Origin of the sequence: Francisella noatunensis subsp. noatunensis (assembly GCF_009823375.1) — a bacterium.
Taxonomy (GTDB): domain Bacteria; phylum Pseudomonadota; class Gammaproteobacteria; order Francisellales; family Francisellaceae; genus Francisella; species Francisella noatunensis.
Genome location: NZ_WBSX01000030.1, coordinates 1 through 16,531, shown reverse-complemented (window position 1 = coordinate 16,531; position 16,531 = coordinate 1). Strand labels below are relative to the sequence as shown.

Sequence of the window (16,531 nt, the reverse complement as noted above, 5' to 3'; positions counted from 1 at the left end):
TAGCTTTTTAACTTTACAGGATAGCTTATGATTATTTGAAGTTCTGCGGCTTTGATATAGCTTCTGTGCTATCTCAGCATTATAGTCACTATTTATACTAGTGCGATTAAGTTCCTTTTTTATAGCTGTTTCACTATAGCCAATTTTATTGGCTATTTGAGATGTTTGGTATCCTAATTTAAGTAATTCTTCTATGCAATATCTATTTGAAAGAGTTAAGTGCTTTGGCATTTTTTAGTTCCTTATCGTTTATTTTAGTTTCGTCAAAACCTAATAAACTATATTTGGAACTCTCTTTCAACTATTTAAAACTTTCAGAATACAATCTAGCTAATAAAACTATAAAGCTAACAGAATTATTTAAAAAATAAGTTGAAGTGATATGAGTAAAGAAATTCAAATTAAGAATAGAACTGTGGTTGGTGTTGATATCGGTGGTACTAAAGTCAATGCTGGTAGAGTATGTGGAGAAAACTTATTAGATTCTTACTTGAGCAAAATTCCACCAGATGCGGAACATAGTGCTCAATCTGTTATTGATGTTGTCATAAATACAATAGCAAAAGTTTTCACTTCTGAAGTAGAGGGCATAGGCGTTGGTATTCCTAGCGTTGCAGATCGAGAAAAGGGAATTATATATGATGTGCAAAATATCAAATCATGGCAGGAGATTCATCTAAAGGAAATACTAGAGGCAAAGTTTAAAGTACCAGTTTTCATAGATAATGATGCTAATTGTTTTGCTATAGGTCAAAGACTATATGGCAAGGGCAAAGAGCATGAAAATTTCGTTGGTATTACAATAGGCACGGGTATTGGTGGAGGTATTATCAATAAAGGCTCTTTACTAAAAGACTTCAATTGCGGAGCAGGAGAATTTGGTATGTTGCCTTATTTAGATGAAATCTTGGAGGATTATTGTAGTGGTCAATTCTTTATAAAAAAGATAGGTATTGAAGGTGTTGAAATCCTTAAACGTGCAAGAAATAATGATAAAGATGCTCTAGACATATATAAGCAATTCGGTAAACATCTTGGAGTAGCAATAAAGTCTATAATGTATACTTTAGATCCAGAGGTGATAATAATTGCAGGATCAATAATGTCAGCTAGAGAATATTTTGAAAAAGCAATGTGGGATGAGATTAAAACATTTGCCTTTACTCAGTCGGCTAAAAAAATTAAAATAGAATGGTCGGAAACGGAAGGTGACTTTCAAGTTTTTGGTGCTGCAGCTGTTTATTTGGATAGAAATAGCAATTTATGATTTTGTTAAAAGAGCAAGGTTAAATGAACAAAACTCAACAACAAATATTAACCTTTTTAGATGATAAAAAATATGTAAGTGGCGAAGATATTGCCCAAAAGTTAGGTATATCAAGAGCGGCTATTTCTAAAAATATCAAAGCACTTAAAGATAACTATCAAATAATAGTATCTTCTAACTCAAGAGTTGGATATCGACTCCAAGAAAAATTAGATCTAATAAAAGTTGATGAATTAATCAAAGTTTTTAACAATATAAATTATTTTTATTTTATAGACTCAACATCAAAATATGCTATAGAAAATCAAGCTAAGTATAGTGAGAATGCAATTTTTATCTCAGAATTTCAAACAGATGGATTTGGACGATTTAAACGTAAATGGATTTCACCATTTGGTAAAAATATCTACTGTACTATACTTGAAATAGTTGAGCTAGACATATCGAAACTTAATGGATTATCCCTAGTTGTAGGAATCAGTATTGCAAGAGTTCTAAAAAAATATTACTTAGATGCTAAATTAAAATGGCCTGATGATATCTATGTGGATGATAAAAAGATAGCAGGTATTATTATAAATGTTAGTGCTGAAATTAATGGTAGAGCAAAGCTATTTATAGGTTTTGGTATAAATGTTAATATGCAATATAATGAACAAATCTCCAAAAAATGGACATCAATAAAACTACAATCACAACGCCATGCAAATCGAACTAACTTAACTATACAAATTATCAAAGCTATTAAAGAAGACTTAGCAATTTTTGTTAGTAAAGGTTTTACACATTTTAAAAATGAATTTGAATCATTTAATTATTTAAAAGATAAAGAGTTTTCGTTGGCTTTAGCTGATAAAACTTATAATAACTGTAGCTATGTTGACCTAGCAAATAATGGCGAAATTCTTATTAAGAATAGCGAAGGGAATTATTCATTTTCTGCTGGTGATATTAGTGTTTTAGATAAATCTATAAAATCTAAATAATCAGCATTTTGAGAAATTTTTGCACTACACTTGTATCCTGATAACACTTCTATAGTATCTATTTGTTCATGAATATATTTAATATTTGAGTCATTACAATTAGCAATCCAACCAGCTAATTTAATATTATGACGATTTAACTCATTAATAGTAAGTAGAGTATGATTTATACAACCAACTTTTATAGCCGATACTAGTAGTACTGATATTTGCAGAGCCTTTATTAGATCAAACTGTGTAGTATGATCTGAGTATGGGGTTAATAATCCACCAGCACCTTCGACAAATAAAATATCTATATCCTGAATATACTTGTCTTCAATAAATTGCTTAAGATTTTCAATTGAAATATCTACTTTTGATTTTGCTGCTACTATGTGTGGAGCTACAGCTTCATTAAATGAAATTAGATTTATTTCATCTGCTGTAAATTTATTCTTATAAGCCTTTAGAATATTCTCTACATCTTCACACAGCTCTGAAAATTGGCTTTTACCAGACGCTACAGGTTTCAAACAAAGTGATTTAATATTTTCATACTCACAAGCCTCAATCAATTTAGTTGAGATATATGTTTTGCCTACCTCAGTATCCGTACCAATTATAAAAATTTTTTTCATAAGCTACTCCTTAAAACATATAAATAAACCGATATGATAACTAAGATTTATACGATCAGTATTTGTGAGAAACTTTTTGATATTTGAAAAGTTAGGTTTATTGTTGCTTCCTGTATACGTATTAACTCCCGTAGATTTTAGATGATTTGTTAGCTCTTTAAAGTTATTAAATCTAATATCTAAATATAAATCTTCATGATGTAGGCAGTTTAAGTTAGATTTTCTGATAAAGTCTAAAATATTAGAACTACTGTGCATTTTATTTATTCTTAGTATGTCTTTCACTTGATGAAAATTGTTATCTAAAACAGTACTAAAGGCTAAAATTGCACGATTATTTAATTTTGTTGCTAGATTTTTAATTAATAATTCTATGTCTTGACTCCATTGAAATGACATATTTGAAAATATTAAATCATAGCTATTTTTAAGTAGACGTAGATCTGTATCAAAATTAAGTTTTAGTGTGTTTATATTTGTATGTTTTAAATTTTTCGGTAAAGTAATATCGCAAGCATCAATTTGCTTTGCTGAAAATATCCTATTAAGCTCTAATGGCTCAGATAAGTCCCGCACTCCTAAATTTAGAATATTATTAGTATGATTGTAGCTCACAAGCCTTGAATAGTTTAGTGTCTGCTCTAAAAGTAATTGGCGTACTTGATTTTGAATAGTTGAATTTTTAGAGTAATCTGTAGCTTTTGCAAAGTTACTTTTAACTTGATTATATATGTTCATATTTGACTTCTTTTGAGATAATTTCTAAAGCCTGATAAATTTGGTCAAAAGTATTATTACTATGTAGTGAAAATCTTAATATAGCTTGATCTTTAGGTACTGTAGGATATCTAAAACAAGACACTATTATTTTATTTTCAAAGAGCTTATCCTTTAATCTAATTGCAAGATTAGCACTATTTAGTTGAATACTTCTAATAGGTGATAAATCTTTAGATACTAGTTTAAGATCTTTGTCATCGCATAGTTCATTAAAAAAAATGATATTTTGTTGAAGTTTTGCTCGATTATCATTAGCGTTTTCAAGGTTTTTTAGTTGTATCAAAGCAGCTTTTAGTATTATTGGTGGTAATGCTGTTGTATAGATATAGTTACGTGCAAATTGTATTAGGTATTCTGCAATTGCTTCTGTAGTACAAGCTACAGCACCGACTCCACCAAATGCTTTACCAAGAGGAAAAATACAGATTGGACAATTTTTATAGCTTATTTGAAAGTTGTTGATTGCACCACGACCATTTTTACCCAAAAGCCCAAAGCTATGAGCCTCATCGACTATTAGCTTTTCTGGCGTAATTTTAGCTAATTTATCAAGTTGAGTAATTGATCCTGAAGTACTAAAGACTCCTTCTGTTGTAGTGAAGCTCTTGCCATCATATATATCTTGAAGGTGACCTAATTGCTGATGTTTATATCTTTTTAGTTTAGCTTGTGAAAGTTTGATTCCATCAATAATAGACGCATGTATATACTTATCTGCAAAGATACTATCATGCTTACTAAATAGCGTTGAATAAATTGCTAAATTTGCCATAAACCCTGAACTAAAAAATATCGCTCTAGGATAGTTAACAAACTTTGCAAACTCATATTCAAATTGTTTTGTCTCATCAGTATAACCACAAACTATATTAGATCCTTTACTACCAAAGCCATACTTATCAAAACCAGTTACTATGGCATCTTTAAGATTGTGTGCTGATGATAGATCTAAATAATCGCTAGTTGTAAAGTCAATAGTAGAATAATCCTTTACAAAAGGAGTTAACTCTCTTAATAAATTATCTTTTTGATATTGAGTATATTTGTCTTGTAGGTTTAACATAATTCAGCATTTGATTCTAAGCCGAGCTTAGCTAATAAAAAATTATCAGAATTAACAGTAGCATTATTCTCTGTTAACAGCTTATTACCATAAAATATTGAGTTAATACCAGCAAGAAAACATAGAGTCTGAGTCTCTAAAGACATATTCTCTCTACCTGCTGATAATCTCAATCTTGCTTTTGGAAATAGTATTCTTGTAGTTGCTATAAATCTTACTAATTCAAAATTATCAATTTGAGCATCTGTATACTTATCTCCTAGAGGGGTTCCTTTAACTGGTATTAATGTATTGATAGGGATACTTTTTGGAGCAGCAGGTAGCTGTAATAACTCAAGTAATAAATTAAATCTATCATCTAGAGATTCACCCATACCTAATATACCACCACAGCAGACATTTATATCGGCGTTAGCAACGTTTCTGATAGTATCGATTCTTTCTTCAAATTTGCGTGTGGTAATTATTTCTGGATAAAATTCTCTTGAAGTATCAAGATTATGATTGTAGTAATCTAATCCTGCTTCTTTTAATTTAGTAGCCTCATCAGCGTTGATACTTCCAAGAGTTACACATGTTTCTAAGCCAAGATTTTTGACTTCAGTGATGATCTCAGCGACTTGATCAAAGTCTTTTTTGGGAATGTGTTTCCATGCAGCACCCATACAGAATCTTTTTGACCCAGCATCTTTAGCATTTTTTGCTTCTGCCAATATACTATCTTTATCTAATAGTTTATGCTTTTCGATACTAGTATTATAATGTCCACTTTGAGGACAGTATTTACAGTCTTCTGGGCAAGTACCTGTTTTGATACTTTTTAGTGAGCATAACTCAATATCATTACCAAAGTTTTTGTTATGAATTTCCAAAGTTTGTAAGATCAATTCTGTTAATGGTCTTGAGTAAATTTCTTTGATTTGTTCTAATGTCATTTTTTATAAAAAAGTGTTTTAAAGTTGTAAAGTATTTTATATCTTGTGTACAATTTATGTCAACTTAATATTTTACAAAAGGTTTACAATATGTATAGCTCAAACATATGGCATCCATGCACCCAAATGAAAGACTTTGAAAAATCACCTCCTATGAATGTTTCTAAAACAGAAGGTAGGTATATCTACACTAAAGATAATAGAAAGCTTTTTGATGTTACATCAAGTTGGTGGTGTAAATCTCTTGGGCATAGACACCCATACATAATAGATAAGCTTAAGACACAACTAGATAAATATGAGCATACGATATTTGCAAATACTACAAATGATGAAATAGATAGTTTTAGTCAAAGAATCTGTAATTTGACAGGTATGGATAAAAGTTTATACGCAAGTGATGGATCCTGTGCTGTAGAGATAGCTCTAAAAATGACAACACATCTTAGAAGTTTTCAAAATCAAACTAAAAAGACTAAGTTTGTTTGTCTTGAAAACTCATATCATGGTGAGACATTAGCAACTATGAGTGTTAGTGATTGTGGTTTATACTCTGATCCGTATAAGCCATTATTATTTGATAGTTTAAAATTAAAAAATATTCCTTATGTTACTGGTAAAAGTGATCCACTATGGTCAAATGCTGAAGGATATTGGAATAAGTCACAACAATATCTTGAGCAACACAAAGAATTTATTAATGCTTTAATAGTAGAGCCAATCTGTCAAGGTGCAGGAGGTATGTTGATTTATAGTAAAGATTACTTAAATAGACTTTGTAGGTGGTGTAAGAAAAATAATGTTTATATTATTTTTGATGAAATAATGACCGGAGTAGGGCGACTGGGTAAATTTTTTGCTTATGAATATCTTGATATTAAGCCTGATTTTTTGTGTGTATCAAAGGGACTAACCTCTGGGATTATACCCTTTAGTATTGTTTTGACAAAAAATCAGTATTATGAGATGTTTTATGATGATGAGTTAACTAGAGCATTTTTACATTCACATACTCATAGTGGTAATGTTTTAGGAGCTGTAGTAGCAAATGCAGTATTGGATATATTTGAAGAAGAACATATACTTAACAATGTTAAGGATCTTGAAGAACAATTTGGTGAATCTTTTCTTGAACTACAAGAGCAATTACCGATTATAAAAAATATTAGAGGTATTGGAGCTGTTATAGCAGCAGATTTAAATATTGATAAAAAAAGAGCTGGCTTAGATGTCTATCGAGAAGCTATAAAATTAGGTGCATTATTAAGACCATTAGGAAATACTATCTATTGGCTACCACCACTAAATAGTACACAACAAGAAATTGAGTTATTAAAGAACGCAACAAGACAGTCTATATTAAATGCATTTAGCTAAGTTATTTTTTACGATTATTAAAATACTCTCTATCGGCAATATATATGGTTTTGGTTGCTTCAGCATAGATGTTATTATCAGTATCTTCATAGCAGACTGGTAAGCTAATTACAGATTTATTTTTAGTTATAACATCTTGTTTTATTTTATCGATAATTTCTTGTGAGAGTAGAAATCTTGCATAAACATGATGCGTAATTGGTCTAAGATAATCAATATTTGCTGATAAATCCCAAACTACATAATCATCACCAAGAATATTACATAACTGTAATGGATAAATTGGATCTAGCGATGAGTATATAGCTCCACCAAAACCAGTACCATGATAGTTTTTGGTATTTTCTGTTAAGTTAAATCTTAGATGTACTTCCAAAAAGTCATTCGAGACAAAAACTATCTCCCCACCAGTTGCAACAAAAGCAGGCAAATCATTAAATTTTTTAATAAGTTCTTCTGATTTTTCGCCAGGTTTTTTATCAGTTTTTAAAATTTGAGTCATATATCTAACCAATATCTATCGTTTATTTATAAACTCAATCATTTTGTCTAAAGCTATTTTAGGATTTTCAAATGGAACTACGCCAAGCCTCCCCATAAAACCATGATACATTTCATCATCATAGTGAGTTCCAACATAAGTACCTTGTTGTTTTAGCTTCTCTTCATAAGCATAAATCCCATCTATAAGGATATCATGAGTAGCTGCTATAATTAGCGTATCTGGTTGTTTTGTATCTTTATAAAATAATGGAGATATTGTAGGTTGTCTAAGTTTTTTAGGCTCGGACATTATATCTTCACCTATATATCCTTTTAGAAATAGCTCACACCATTCAGTAGTTAGGTGATATTTATACTCATCAAATTTAGTATTGCTGTCATATTTAGTATACATGTCAACAGCAGGATAAACCAAAATTTGTGCTTTTGGCATATTTTCTTGACGTTCATGGCATATTATAGTTACAAGATTTCCACCAGCACTATCTCCCATTACAAATATATTTTCAGTAGATAAATTAAACTTAGTAATATTTTCATAAAGCCAGTCATAAGCATATAGCGCATGATTAACAGCTGTGGGATATTTATGTTCAGGGCCTAAGCCATACTCTAATGAGAAAATATTTAAATTACCTTGATCACATAAGTATCTACATACGTGATCATAAGTATCTATAGAGCTCAAACACCAACCACCGCCATGAATAAAAAGTACAGCTTTATCAGATGCTTTTTTAGGTTTATAGTGCCTTAATATAGTATCATTTTCTAACTTAATATCTTCTTCGATAATATCAGGGCGAGGTAGGCGCTTGATTTGTGCTATTGAAAGATCTGCAAATATCTTACGCTGATCTCTTAAATCTAATTTTTTTATTTTTCTTACTTCAGGAGTATCTAATAGCGACTCTAATGCTGGATGGTATGGCATAATTTTTCCTTACTAAATTTTATGTACTCTTATAATATCAATATTGAGTTTTTCTAATTTTCTTGAAAGTTCTTTTGTAGCACTATCTAAAGTACTGATGTGACTATCTTTAGGAATACCTAATACAGATGGTTTACGTGAATGTCCAACTAGTGCTTTTAGATTTGGTTTTTGTTTTATATTAACAATATTCTCTAATAAATATTTTGCAGTATCTGCTTTTTTACCAAAACCAAAGCCTACATCAAAGTATATATTTTGTTGCTCTACACCATGGTTTAGGAGAATTTGTTTTTTGTTCTCAATAAACTCACATACATTATCTATAGCGTCTTCTTTATCTAAATACTGGTTTCTATCTGTGATGCCTAAATTATGAGTTATTACATATTTCTTTTTATATTTAGCTATAAGTTGAGCTTTTTTCTCAATATCATTACATTCAACATCATTTATCATCCAGATGATATCATGATGTTTTTCTAAGATTTTACTCATGACTTCAAATCTACGTGTATCAATACTTACAAGAGGTTTATAATTCAAATCATTAAGTTGTTCTTTAAGATATTCTAAGAACTCATCTAATTTATTAAACTCTTCATCTACACTAGTAGCAGTAGCATTAGGCTTGGTCGATTCAGCACCAATATCAATAATTTCAGCACCATTATTTATTACCTCAATAAAATTTGATTTACGCTGAGTATCATCAAAACCTCCGTCTGAAAAAGACTGATCTGATAAGTTAACTATACCCATACGCATTGTATTTGATAGTGTTTGATTAAGTTTTTCAATTGGTTCTAGCTCTTTTAGTCTTAGGCTTAGATTCCATTCAACATATTTTGGATGGTGCCAACCTTTGGATAGTTCTAGTAATGGAGCTAGAGCAAAACTACGGTTTATTAATTCTTTGTGAGGAATTGTAAGTTTAGCTGTATCTACTACTAAATCCTCAGCTGATAGTATATCTAAATCAATAAGCCTAGGAGACCAAACCGGAGCATTAAGATCTCTACCAATTTTTTCTTCTATATCTTTTAAAACTATCAACAAATCTTGAGGTTTAAGATGAGTACTAATTTTAACAGCAGTATTCAAAAATGTAATATCCCATTCTTTAGGAGCATTTTCTTTAAGTAATGCTTTGCTACTGTATAAGCTAGCTTTTCTAATAATTCTAATACTTTGGTGTGATGCTAGAGCATCTAACACAAGATGAATATTCTGTATAGTGAAACCAATATTTGTTCCAATTCCTATAATATATTGCACATTAATTCCTAATAATAAAAGAAGCAGAACCTATCTGTGAAACTGGGGGCTTTTTGTTAAGTTTCAAGTATTTGATTGTTATATCTCTATGTTTTTCTCCAATAAACAGATAAATTTGCTTAGCTAAGTACTCTATAAGATTACAGCTAATGTTATCACAAAAGCGTTGAATATTATTTCTCAGAGTATAATAGCAAATGGTTTCTTCAAGATTATCAGAATTACTTGCGCTATAGTTTTGGCTAAATTCTAGCTCTAGATCAAGCGTTATCATTTGTTTGTGGGATCTTTCCTCTTCAGAGCAACCAAGACTTACATATATTTCCATATCAGATAAAAACAGAGATTGTTTCATTTTGTTAGATAAATTAGAGTAAATTTTGTTATTTAATATATCATATTGGCAAATGCTTAGATAACTTATTGTCCGTAAATATGCACCAACTTAGAGATTTTTTAGCAAATATAAATAAATATGGTAAAAGCACTTATATATATTTCGATAACATAAGGTATAGCTATTACGAAATTTTGCAAAAGTCATATAGTTTAGCTAGATTCTTAGAATCTTGTGGTTATAGAAAAATATACTCAAATCTAAAAAACTCGCCATTATCTGTAAGCTTGTATATAGCTAGTTGGATAGCAAATATAGATATTTTTGTGCCAATCAATCCAAGATTGATTGATAATGAGCTAGCAGCGATAATTGAAGATGATAGTTTATTTATCACAGATAAAATATCTAATCTTGAAGTAAATATATTATACATAGAAAATCCGACATCGTTTTTTGAAAGTCTTGAATATACGCAAGATTATACAATTTACGCTAAATCTCTAACAGCGCATGTAAGTTCTGGAACAACAGGATTTTATCAAAAGCATCTTCACGATATTAATCAAATAATCAATTATGCTAATGATAGAATTAATGATTTAGGCCTTAAACAAAATGATCACTTATTAGTGGCATTATCAATAAATCATGCTTTTGCTTTTTCTTATCAAATCTTACCAGCATTAGCTATGGGATTAAATATAACAATTATCCGTGAATTTGATGCGAGATTAATAGCAGAGATTATTAACCAAAATAATGTAACAGCCTTAGCATTGTTACCGACAATGTATCATTTTCTATTAGAGCAAAATATTAATAATAACCATAATCTACGCTATCTAGGTGTGGCTGGTGATATAGTCAGCGAAAGTTTAGCAAATGAAGTTGAAAATAAGTTTGGTATACCATTACTGAATGGTTTAGGTATGACAGAGGTTTTTGGATATGGTCAAAATGTGTCTACTAAGACGGTTAATAAAGTTAAAATCTTTGCAGATACTCAAGTAAAAATAGTTAAATTCAAAAATAGTGACTATGGTAAAATCTTCATCAAAAATAATATGTTACCTCTAAATATTCAAACTGAGTGGTTAGAAACTGGAGATATAGGTAGTTTCGATGCTCAAAGTTATGAGCTTAGTTTTTATGGGCGTTATAAGGATATAATTATAAAAGGTGGTTCCAATATATCTCCAATTGAGTTAGAAACTGCAATTTTAAAAATACCAAATATTGATAATTGTATAGTTATTTCTAAAATAGATAAAATATGGGGAGAAACTGTTTGGGCATATTTGGTGGCATCGCAGCAGTACTCTTTAGAATTTATAAATAATAAGCTATGCAATTACATAGCTGAATACAAAAAATTAGATGGAATTATTTATATTGATGAAATTCCAGCCACTACAACTGGCAAGACTGATAGAAAAAAACTAAAAGAAATGATTAATCATGAGAATACCCAATTACCACAATTTGCAATTCTTGAAGATACTTTAACGAATAACCAAAGTTATTATTTTTACAATCCAGTTGCTGAGGTTATAGCTAACGATAAAGAATCACTTGAGTTAGCTTTTGGGCAATTGGAAGAACTGCAACATCAAGGTTTATATCTAGTTGGATATTTAAGTTATGAAGCCAGTTATTACATTAATAACAACCTTTATGATTTATGCGATTCTGATGATACTAAATTACTTCATTTTGTCGCTTTTAGTAATTACTCAAATGAAATTCCAGATAGTTTAATTTCAGATAAAAATATAGATCTAATGATAGATAGTCTTAACTTTGCAGATTATCAAAAAAGCTTTGATAAAGTTCAACAAGCCCTTATCAATGGTGAAAGCTATCAGATTAACTTAACTAAAAATATCTTAGCTACTACAAGGATTAGCAGTTATGATCTATACACTAAACTTAAACGACAACAATCAGTTAAATATGCTGCATATTTACCATTTTTAAACCCAAATATAATATCAATTTCGCCTGAACTTTTCTTTAAGAAAGAAGCTCATAATTTGCTTGTCAAACCAATGAAGGGTACAGCAAAATTGACAGGTAATAATTTAGAAGATCAAAAGATATATCAAGAATTATCATCATGTGATAAGAATAGGGCAGAGAACTTAATAATTGTTGATCTTTTGCGTAATGATTTATCTGCTATTGCAAATACTCATACTGTGAAAGTGGATAAGCTTTTCTCAATAGAGAAATACAAAAAACTATTGCAAATGACTTCACAAATCTCAGCAAAAGTAGATAAACAAATATCTTTTAGAAAGCTTTTAGATGGCTTATTTCCGTGTGGTTCGATTACAGGAGCACCTAAAAAACGAACTATGGAACTAATCAAACAAATAGAAAAAGGTAAAAGGGGAGTTTATACCGGAAGCATTGGCTATATTATGCCAAATAATGATATGTGTTTTAATGTTGCTATTCGGACTATTCAAAAATATCGTGATAACTTACAGATTGGTGTAGGTGGAGGTGTTACTGTTTATTCAGATGTACAGCCAGAATGGCAAGAAATGAATACCAAGATAAACTTTATACTCCAAATTTATCAGCCAGATTTTTGCTTAATTGAAAGTATTTATTACCATAATAAATTTAGAAATTTAGAGTTACATTTAGAAAGGTTTGAAAACTCTGCTAGGCAATTATTCTTTGATGTTGATATTTGCAAGATTAGAGATCAACTATATGACTATGTAGAGCAATTAACTGATGATAAAGAGTATAAAATCCGTTTAGAATATCATTATGATAAGTCTATAAATATCGAGCATACTGAAATTAATACCACAAACCAACAAGCTATTAAGCTAATAGTTTGTCCTGAGAAAATAAGTTCAGCTAATAAATTATTTCAGCACAAAACTACACATAGTTCGACACGAGGTTTTTATACTCAAATGCATCACAAATATATTCATGACGATAATTGTGAGCTTATTTATCTTAATGAAAAAGATAATATTACTGAAGCTAGGTTTCATAATATAGTTATTGAGAAAAATGATAAACTTTACACACCAAAATTAGAAGATGGTGTCTTAGCAGGTGTTGCAAGAAAATCTTTAATTTCTCAAGGCAAACTGCAATCCAAAAGCCTAAATTTAAATGATCTAAAAACAGCTAATAAAATATATCTTATTAATAGTGTCAGAGGCTTGATACTAGCGTATTTGGAGATTTAGTATGGTTTTATATATTGATCATTATGATTCTTTTAGTAATACAATTGTTGATTATATAACTTATCTTGGCTATCAAGTATCAATGGTAAAAACTGATGAGCAAATTGATAATATTGAGCAATATTCTCATATTATTATTGGACCAGGACCAGGTCATCCAGATGAGCTTAAAAATATCTATACAATCATTGAGTATTGTCAGCAAAATAATTTGCCTTTATTAGGAATATGTTTAGGTCATCAGCTTATTGCTCAATATTATGGAGCAAAAACCATAAAAACTAAGCAAATACACCATGGTAAACTATCTAAGATTAAACAAATTAAATCATCTGTACTATACAAAGATCATCCACTAAAATTTGCTGTAACACGTTATCATTCTTTAATTGTTGATGATATTAAAGAGCCGTTGATTACTTTAGCCTCAACCGATAGTGATGAAATTATGGCTTTTGCTCATCAAAAGGCAAATATTTTTGGTGTTCAATATCATCCAGAGGCATATTTGACCGAATATGGTTTATTAACTTTAAAGAATTTTTTAGCTCTTTGATTATATTTTTTGAGGTTTTATATAAAAGCTTAAAATATTAGCAATAATTAGTAACCCAAAAAATAATCCATAAGCTATTTTATAACTCAAAAAAGTAGCAAACCCAAAATCTACGAAAGCTTTTTGAATATAGGCAGCTAGTGGATTTATAATACTATTTAAGACATATTCAACCAAAAATAGTAGTGATAATATGCTGACAAGATAACTTTGCTTACGTTTATTTGCAGTATCAAAAACTATACCTGTAAAACCAAAACTAACTCCAAAAAACAACGCAGCTAAACTAAGTATATTAATATTTGTGATATCTGTATAAAAGATCATAATGACTGAAATACTAGCTAGCGATGTAAAAATAAAGATATGACTTCTTTTGAGTAGTTGAGTAGCAATAATCAAACCAACAATGATTGAAGCAATACCAGAAGCAAGTGACGCAAATGCTATTACCTATTAAACCGGCTTGTTGGCTAGCTAATTTAGTGTTTAATAAGATGGTATTTCCCCCCAATAGCCAATAGTATTAAAAAATACACAAGTAAAAAGACTAGCATAAAGTATCGTAAAGATTATTTGTCTATCTTTGAAAATATCCTTCACGCCAGCAAAATAATCACTAAATGATTTGATATCATCGCTTCTAGGAATCCTACCATATTTAAATCTGCTGATAGAGTAGAGCATCAATATAACAAGCATTAAACTTGCTAATATCAAAACTATATAAGTATAATTGTATTGCTTAACAGCATAATTTAGTGGCGCTCTTGAAATAGAAACTGCTAGCGAGCCAAAAAAATAAATAAAACCTGTTGCAATTGCAAATAGACGCTTACTAAGAATAATACTTGTCAGTCTATATGCACTCATCATAGCAAAAGCTGTACCAACACCTATAATAAATCGTGAAGTCAGTAGAGTTGCTGAGTTAGTAGGAAACGCAAAAATTATAGTTCCAACTAGAACTATTGACATCGCAATCATTACAGGGATATCAATACCATATCTATCAACTATAATTCCAACGGGTATCTTCATAATTAGCATTGCGATGCTGTATATTGATATAGCAAAAGCAATGTCAATACTAGAAAATCCATATTGATTTATCAATGGTATAGAAAATGCTGAAAGTGAAGTATTTATCATGCGAGTATACTACTGCACTTAACCATATTAATATTAGGAAGATTTTTTTGGACAATGTTTTGAACCTGCATTAGAACGGTATTGGGTATTTTCTTCTAACTTTTTCGATATCTGCTAATACTTCAGCTGATAACTCAAGATTTATAGCATCAATATTAGTCTTTAGTTGTTGCATAGTAGTTGCCCCAATTATACTAGAGCTCATATATTCTTTTCTAACTGTGAAAGCTATAGCCATTTGACAAATATCTAAATTATGTTTCTTAGCAATTTCTAGATATTCTTTAACTGCTAAGTCAACTGTAGCATTTTGTCTAGTTGCAAATCGAGCTTTCTGCTCAGGTGATCCCATAACCTCATCAGACATTCTACTTCCAGCTGGGATATTACCATCTAAATATTTACCACTTAAAATTCCCATTTGTAGTGGTGACCATGCCAGATAAGATATATCTTCAATAGCACACGTTTCCATTACATCAGTCTCGTCTCTTCTTCTAAGTAGGTTATATTCATTTTGTAAACTAACTATTCTTGGTAGATTATGTTTTTCTGCTAAGTTAATAAATTGATTTATACCCCAAGCCGAATCATTTGATAATCCAATATGTCTAATTTTCCCAGCTTTAATAAGTTCATCACATGCTTTAAGTGTTTCGAGAATATTATCTTGTATTTGTTGTTTAGCATTAGCTCCCTGAGCTGGTTCAAATGACCACCAATCTGCAAAATGATAGTTCGGTCTATTTTACAGTCCAGTGAGATTGATATAAATCGATATAGTCGGTTTTTAATCTTCTAAGGCTATTATCAACAGCTGAAATAATATTTTCACGATTTATCTGAGGATTTTCCTCATTTCTAGCCCAAGGAATAGGCGAGAATTTCGTAGCTAGTATAACATCCTGTCTTTTTTGCCTTGAGCTAAACCAGTTACCAATAATTTCCTCTGTCTTACCATAAGTATCAGGTGTTGGTGGAACAGCATATAGCTCAGCAGTGTCCCAAAAATTAACTCCTTGAGAAAGAGCGTAATCCATTTGTTCAAAACCCTGATCCTGAGTATTTTGTGCCCCCCAAGTCATAGTTCCAAGGCAGATTCTACTTATATCAATATTAGTTTTACGTAGTTTTGTATATTTCATATTTATCTTTAATTATTTTAAACTGTGAAAATTATAACAAATGCTAGATTGTATTCTGAAAGTTTTAAATAGTTGAAAGAGAGTTCCAAATATAGTTTATTAGGTTTTGACGAAACTAAAATAAACGATAAGGAACTAAAAAATGCCAAAGCACTTAACTCTTTCAAATAGATATTGTATAGAAGAATTACTTAAATTAGGATACCAAACATCTCAAATAGCCAATAAAATTGGCTATAGTGAAAGAGCTATAAAAAAGGAACTTAATCGCACTAGTATAAATAGTGACTATAATGCTGAGATAGCACAGAAGCTATATCAAAGCCGCAGAACTTCAAATAATCATAAGCTATCCTGTAAAGTTAAAAAGCTA

General features: G+C 30.1%; 17 protein-coding genes and 1 pseudogene. 6 read left to right on the top strand and 12 right to left on the bottom strand.

Annotation, left to right across the window (positions count from 1 at the left end; genetic code table 11):
• A partial coding sequence (locus F8C69_RS03910; protein WP_159183792.1) for a helix-turn-helix domain-containing protein occupies positions 1 to 231 on the bottom strand: 231 nt, incomplete at its 3' end.
• 151 nt (positions 232 to 382) lie between these two features.
• Between F8C69_RS03910 and F8C69_RS03905 the strand changes: the two genes are divergently transcribed.
• Together F8C69_RS03905 and F8C69_RS03900 are read left to right on the top strand one after the other, a co-directional pair.
• Positions 383 to 1,267: an ROK family protein gene (locus tag F8C69_RS03905; protein ID WP_159184277.1), complete on the top strand. Its 885-nt coding sequence runs from the start codon at positions 383 to 385 to the stop codon at positions 1,265 to 1,267.
• A gap of 23 nt (positions 1,268 to 1,290) precedes the next feature.
• Positions 1,291 to 2,253 carry a biotin--[acetyl-CoA-carboxylase] ligase gene (locus F8C69_RS03900; RefSeq protein ID WP_159184276.1) on the top strand — a complete coding sequence of 321 codons (963 nt, stop codon included), beginning with the start codon at positions 1,291 to 1,293 and terminating at the stop codon, positions 2,251 to 2,253.
• Here F8C69_RS03900 and bioD read toward each other — a convergent pair.
• The 4 genes from bioD to bioB are packed head-to-tail and all read right to left on the bottom strand — an operon-like array spanning position 2,196 to position 5,651.
• Entirely contained in the window at positions 2,196 to 2,873 is a 678-nt protein-coding gene (gene bioD / locus F8C69_RS03895; protein WP_159184275.1) for a dethiobiotin synthase, read from the bottom strand. The genes F8C69_RS03900 and bioD overlap by 58 nt on opposite strands.
• A 3-nt stretch (positions 2,874 to 2,876) precedes the next feature.
• On the bottom strand, positions 2,877 to 3,611 hold the full coding sequence (locus F8C69_RS03890; protein WP_159184274.1) for a methyltransferase domain-containing protein: 735 nt from the start codon (positions 3,609 to 3,611) through the stop codon (positions 2,877 to 2,879).
• Positions 3,598 to 4,716 carry an aminotransferase class I/II-fold pyridoxal phosphate-dependent enzyme gene (locus F8C69_RS03885; RefSeq protein WP_159184273.1) on the bottom strand — a complete coding sequence of 373 codons (1,119 nt, stop codon included), beginning with the start codon at positions 4,714 to 4,716 and terminating at the stop codon, positions 3,598 to 3,600. Before F8C69_RS03885 ends, F8C69_RS03890 begins: the two co-directional genes overlap by 14 nt.
• On the bottom strand, positions 4,710 to 5,651 hold the full coding sequence (gene bioB / locus F8C69_RS03880; RefSeq protein WP_159184272.1) for a biotin synthase BioB: 942 nt from the start codon (positions 5,649 to 5,651) through the stop codon (positions 4,710 to 4,712). The genes F8C69_RS03885 and bioB overlap by 7 nt, the downstream gene beginning before the upstream one ends.
• Before the next feature lie 90 nt (positions 5,652 to 5,741).
• Here bioB and bioA point away from each other — a divergent pair, with 90 nt between their 5' ends.
• The gene (gene bioA, locus F8C69_RS03875; RefSeq protein WP_192189651.1) at positions 5,742 to 7,028 is read left to right on the top strand and encodes an adenosylmethionine--8-amino-7-oxononanoate transaminase; all 1,287 of its coding nucleotides are present in this window, start codon (positions 5,742 to 5,744) and stop codon (positions 7,026 to 7,028) included.
• Between the two features lies 1 nt (position 7,029).
• On the opposite strand, the gene F8C69_RS03870 is transcribed toward bioA, so the two are convergent.
• Genes F8C69_RS03870 through F8C69_RS03855 form a run of 4 tightly spaced genes read right to left on the bottom strand, consistent with a single transcriptional unit; the run spans position 7,030 to position 10,099 of the window.
• Complete coding sequence (locus F8C69_RS03870) at positions 7,030 to 7,530, bottom strand: PaaI family thioesterase (protein ID WP_159184270.1); 501 nt, start codon at positions 7,528 to 7,530, stop codon at positions 7,030 to 7,032.
• A gap of 15 nt (positions 7,531 to 7,545) precedes the next feature.
• Positions 7,546 to 8,466, bottom strand: coding sequence for a pimeloyl-ACP methyl ester esterase BioJ (gene bioJ / locus F8C69_RS03865; protein WP_159184269.1), 921 nt, complete (start codon positions 8,464 to 8,466; stop codon positions 7,546 to 7,548).
• A 12-nt stretch (positions 8,467 to 8,478) separates the two neighbouring features.
• On the bottom strand, positions 8,479 to 9,744 hold the full coding sequence (gene folP / locus F8C69_RS03860) for a dihydropteroate synthase (protein WP_159184268.1): 1,266 nt from the start codon (positions 9,742 to 9,744) through the stop codon (positions 8,479 to 8,481).
• Position 9,745: 1 nt separating this feature from the next.
• Positions 9,746 to 10,099, bottom strand: a complete 354-nt coding sequence (locus F8C69_RS03855) for a dihydroneopterin aldolase (protein WP_159184267.1) — start codon at positions 10,097 to 10,099, stop codon at positions 9,746 to 9,748.
• An 80-nt stretch (positions 10,100 to 10,179) separates the two neighbouring features.
• Here F8C69_RS03855 and F8C69_RS11180 point away from each other — a divergent pair, with 80 nt between their 5' ends.
• Both F8C69_RS11180 and F8C69_RS03845 read left to right on the top strand, forming a co-directional pair.
• Entirely contained in the window at positions 10,180 to 13,305 is a 3,126-nt protein-coding gene (locus F8C69_RS11180) for a chorismate-binding protein (RefSeq protein WP_307838240.1), read from the top strand.
• 1 nt (position 13,306) lies between these two features.
• Complete coding sequence (locus F8C69_RS03845; RefSeq protein WP_159184266.1) at positions 13,307 to 13,861, top strand: anthranilate synthase component II; 555 nt, start codon at positions 13,307 to 13,309, stop codon at positions 13,859 to 13,861.
• Here F8C69_RS03845 and F8C69_RS10515 read toward each other — a convergent pair whose 3' ends face one another.
• From F8C69_RS10515 to F8C69_RS03835, 3 genes and pseudogenes are all read right to left on the bottom strand, one after another.
• Positions 13,862 to 14,188 carry a hypothetical protein gene (locus tag F8C69_RS10515; protein ID WP_234384130.1) on the bottom strand — a complete coding sequence of 109 codons (327 nt, stop codon included), beginning with the start codon at positions 14,186 to 14,188 and terminating at the stop codon, positions 13,862 to 13,864.
• 162 nt (positions 14,189 to 14,350) lie between these two features.
• Positions 14,351 to 15,013, bottom strand: a complete 663-nt coding sequence (locus tag F8C69_RS10510) for an MFS transporter (protein ID WP_234384131.1) — start codon at positions 15,011 to 15,013, stop codon at positions 14,351 to 14,353.
• 70 nt (positions 15,014 to 15,083) lie between these two features.
• Positions 15,084 to 16,158: pseudogene (locus F8C69_RS03835) on the bottom strand (aldo/keto reductase).
• A gap of 142 nt (positions 16,159 to 16,300) precedes the next feature.
• Between F8C69_RS03835 and F8C69_RS03830 the strand changes: the two are divergent.
• Positions 16,301 to 16,531 (top strand): helix-turn-helix domain-containing protein (locus tag F8C69_RS03830; protein ID WP_159183974.1); only part of this gene is annotated, 231 nt, incomplete at its 3' end.

Bases quoted from the DNA above. Each gene is read 5' to 3' on its own strand.
- bioJ (WP_159184269.1), bottom strand. From the start codon at position 8,466: ATGCCATACCATCCAGCATTAGAGTCGCTATTAGATACTCCTGAAGTA.
- F8C69_RS03890 (WP_159184274.1), bottom strand. From the start codon at position 3,611: ATGAACATATATAATCAAGTTAAAAGTAACTTTGCAAAAGCTACAGAT.
- bioA (WP_192189651.1), top strand. From the start codon at position 5,742: ATGTATAGCTCAAACATATGGCATCCATGCACCCAAATGAAAGACTTT.
- F8C69_RS10515 (WP_234384130.1), bottom strand. From the start codon at position 14,188: ATGATCTTTTATACAGATATCACAAATATTAATATACTTAGTTTAGCT.
- F8C69_RS03900 (WP_159184276.1), top strand. From the start codon at position 1,291: ATGAACAAAACTCAACAACAAATATTAACCTTTTTAGATGATAAAAAA.
- F8C69_RS10510 (WP_234384131.1), bottom strand. From the start codon at position 15,013: ATGATAAATACTTCACTTTCAGCATTTTCTATACCATTGATAAATCAA.
- F8C69_RS03855 (WP_159184267.1), bottom strand. From the start codon at position 10,099: ATGAAACAATCTCTGTTTTTATCTGATATGGAAATATATGTAAGTCTT.
- F8C69_RS03885 (WP_159184273.1), bottom strand. From the start codon at position 4,716: ATGTTAAACCTACAAGACAAATATACTCAATATCAAAAAGATAATTTA.
- F8C69_RS11180 (WP_307838240.1), top strand. From the start codon at position 10,180: ATGCACCAACTTAGAGATTTTTTAGCAAATATAAATAAATATGGTAAA.
- F8C69_RS03905 (WP_159184277.1), top strand. From the start codon at position 383: ATGAGTAAAGAAATTCAAATTAAGAATAGAACTGTGGTTGGTGTTGAT.
- bioB (WP_159184272.1), bottom strand. From the start codon at position 5,651: ATGACATTAGAACAAATCAAAGAAATTTACTCAAGACCATTAACAGAA.
- F8C69_RS03870 (WP_159184270.1), bottom strand. From the start codon at position 7,530: ATGACTCAAATTTTAAAAACTGATAAAAAACCTGGCGAAAAATCAGAA.
- bioD (WP_159184275.1), bottom strand. From the start codon at position 2,873: ATGAAAAAAATTTTTATAATTGGTACGGATACTGAGGTAGGCAAAACA.
- F8C69_RS03845 (WP_159184266.1), top strand. From the start codon at position 13,307: ATGGTTTTATATATTGATCATTATGATTCTTTTAGTAATACAATTGTT.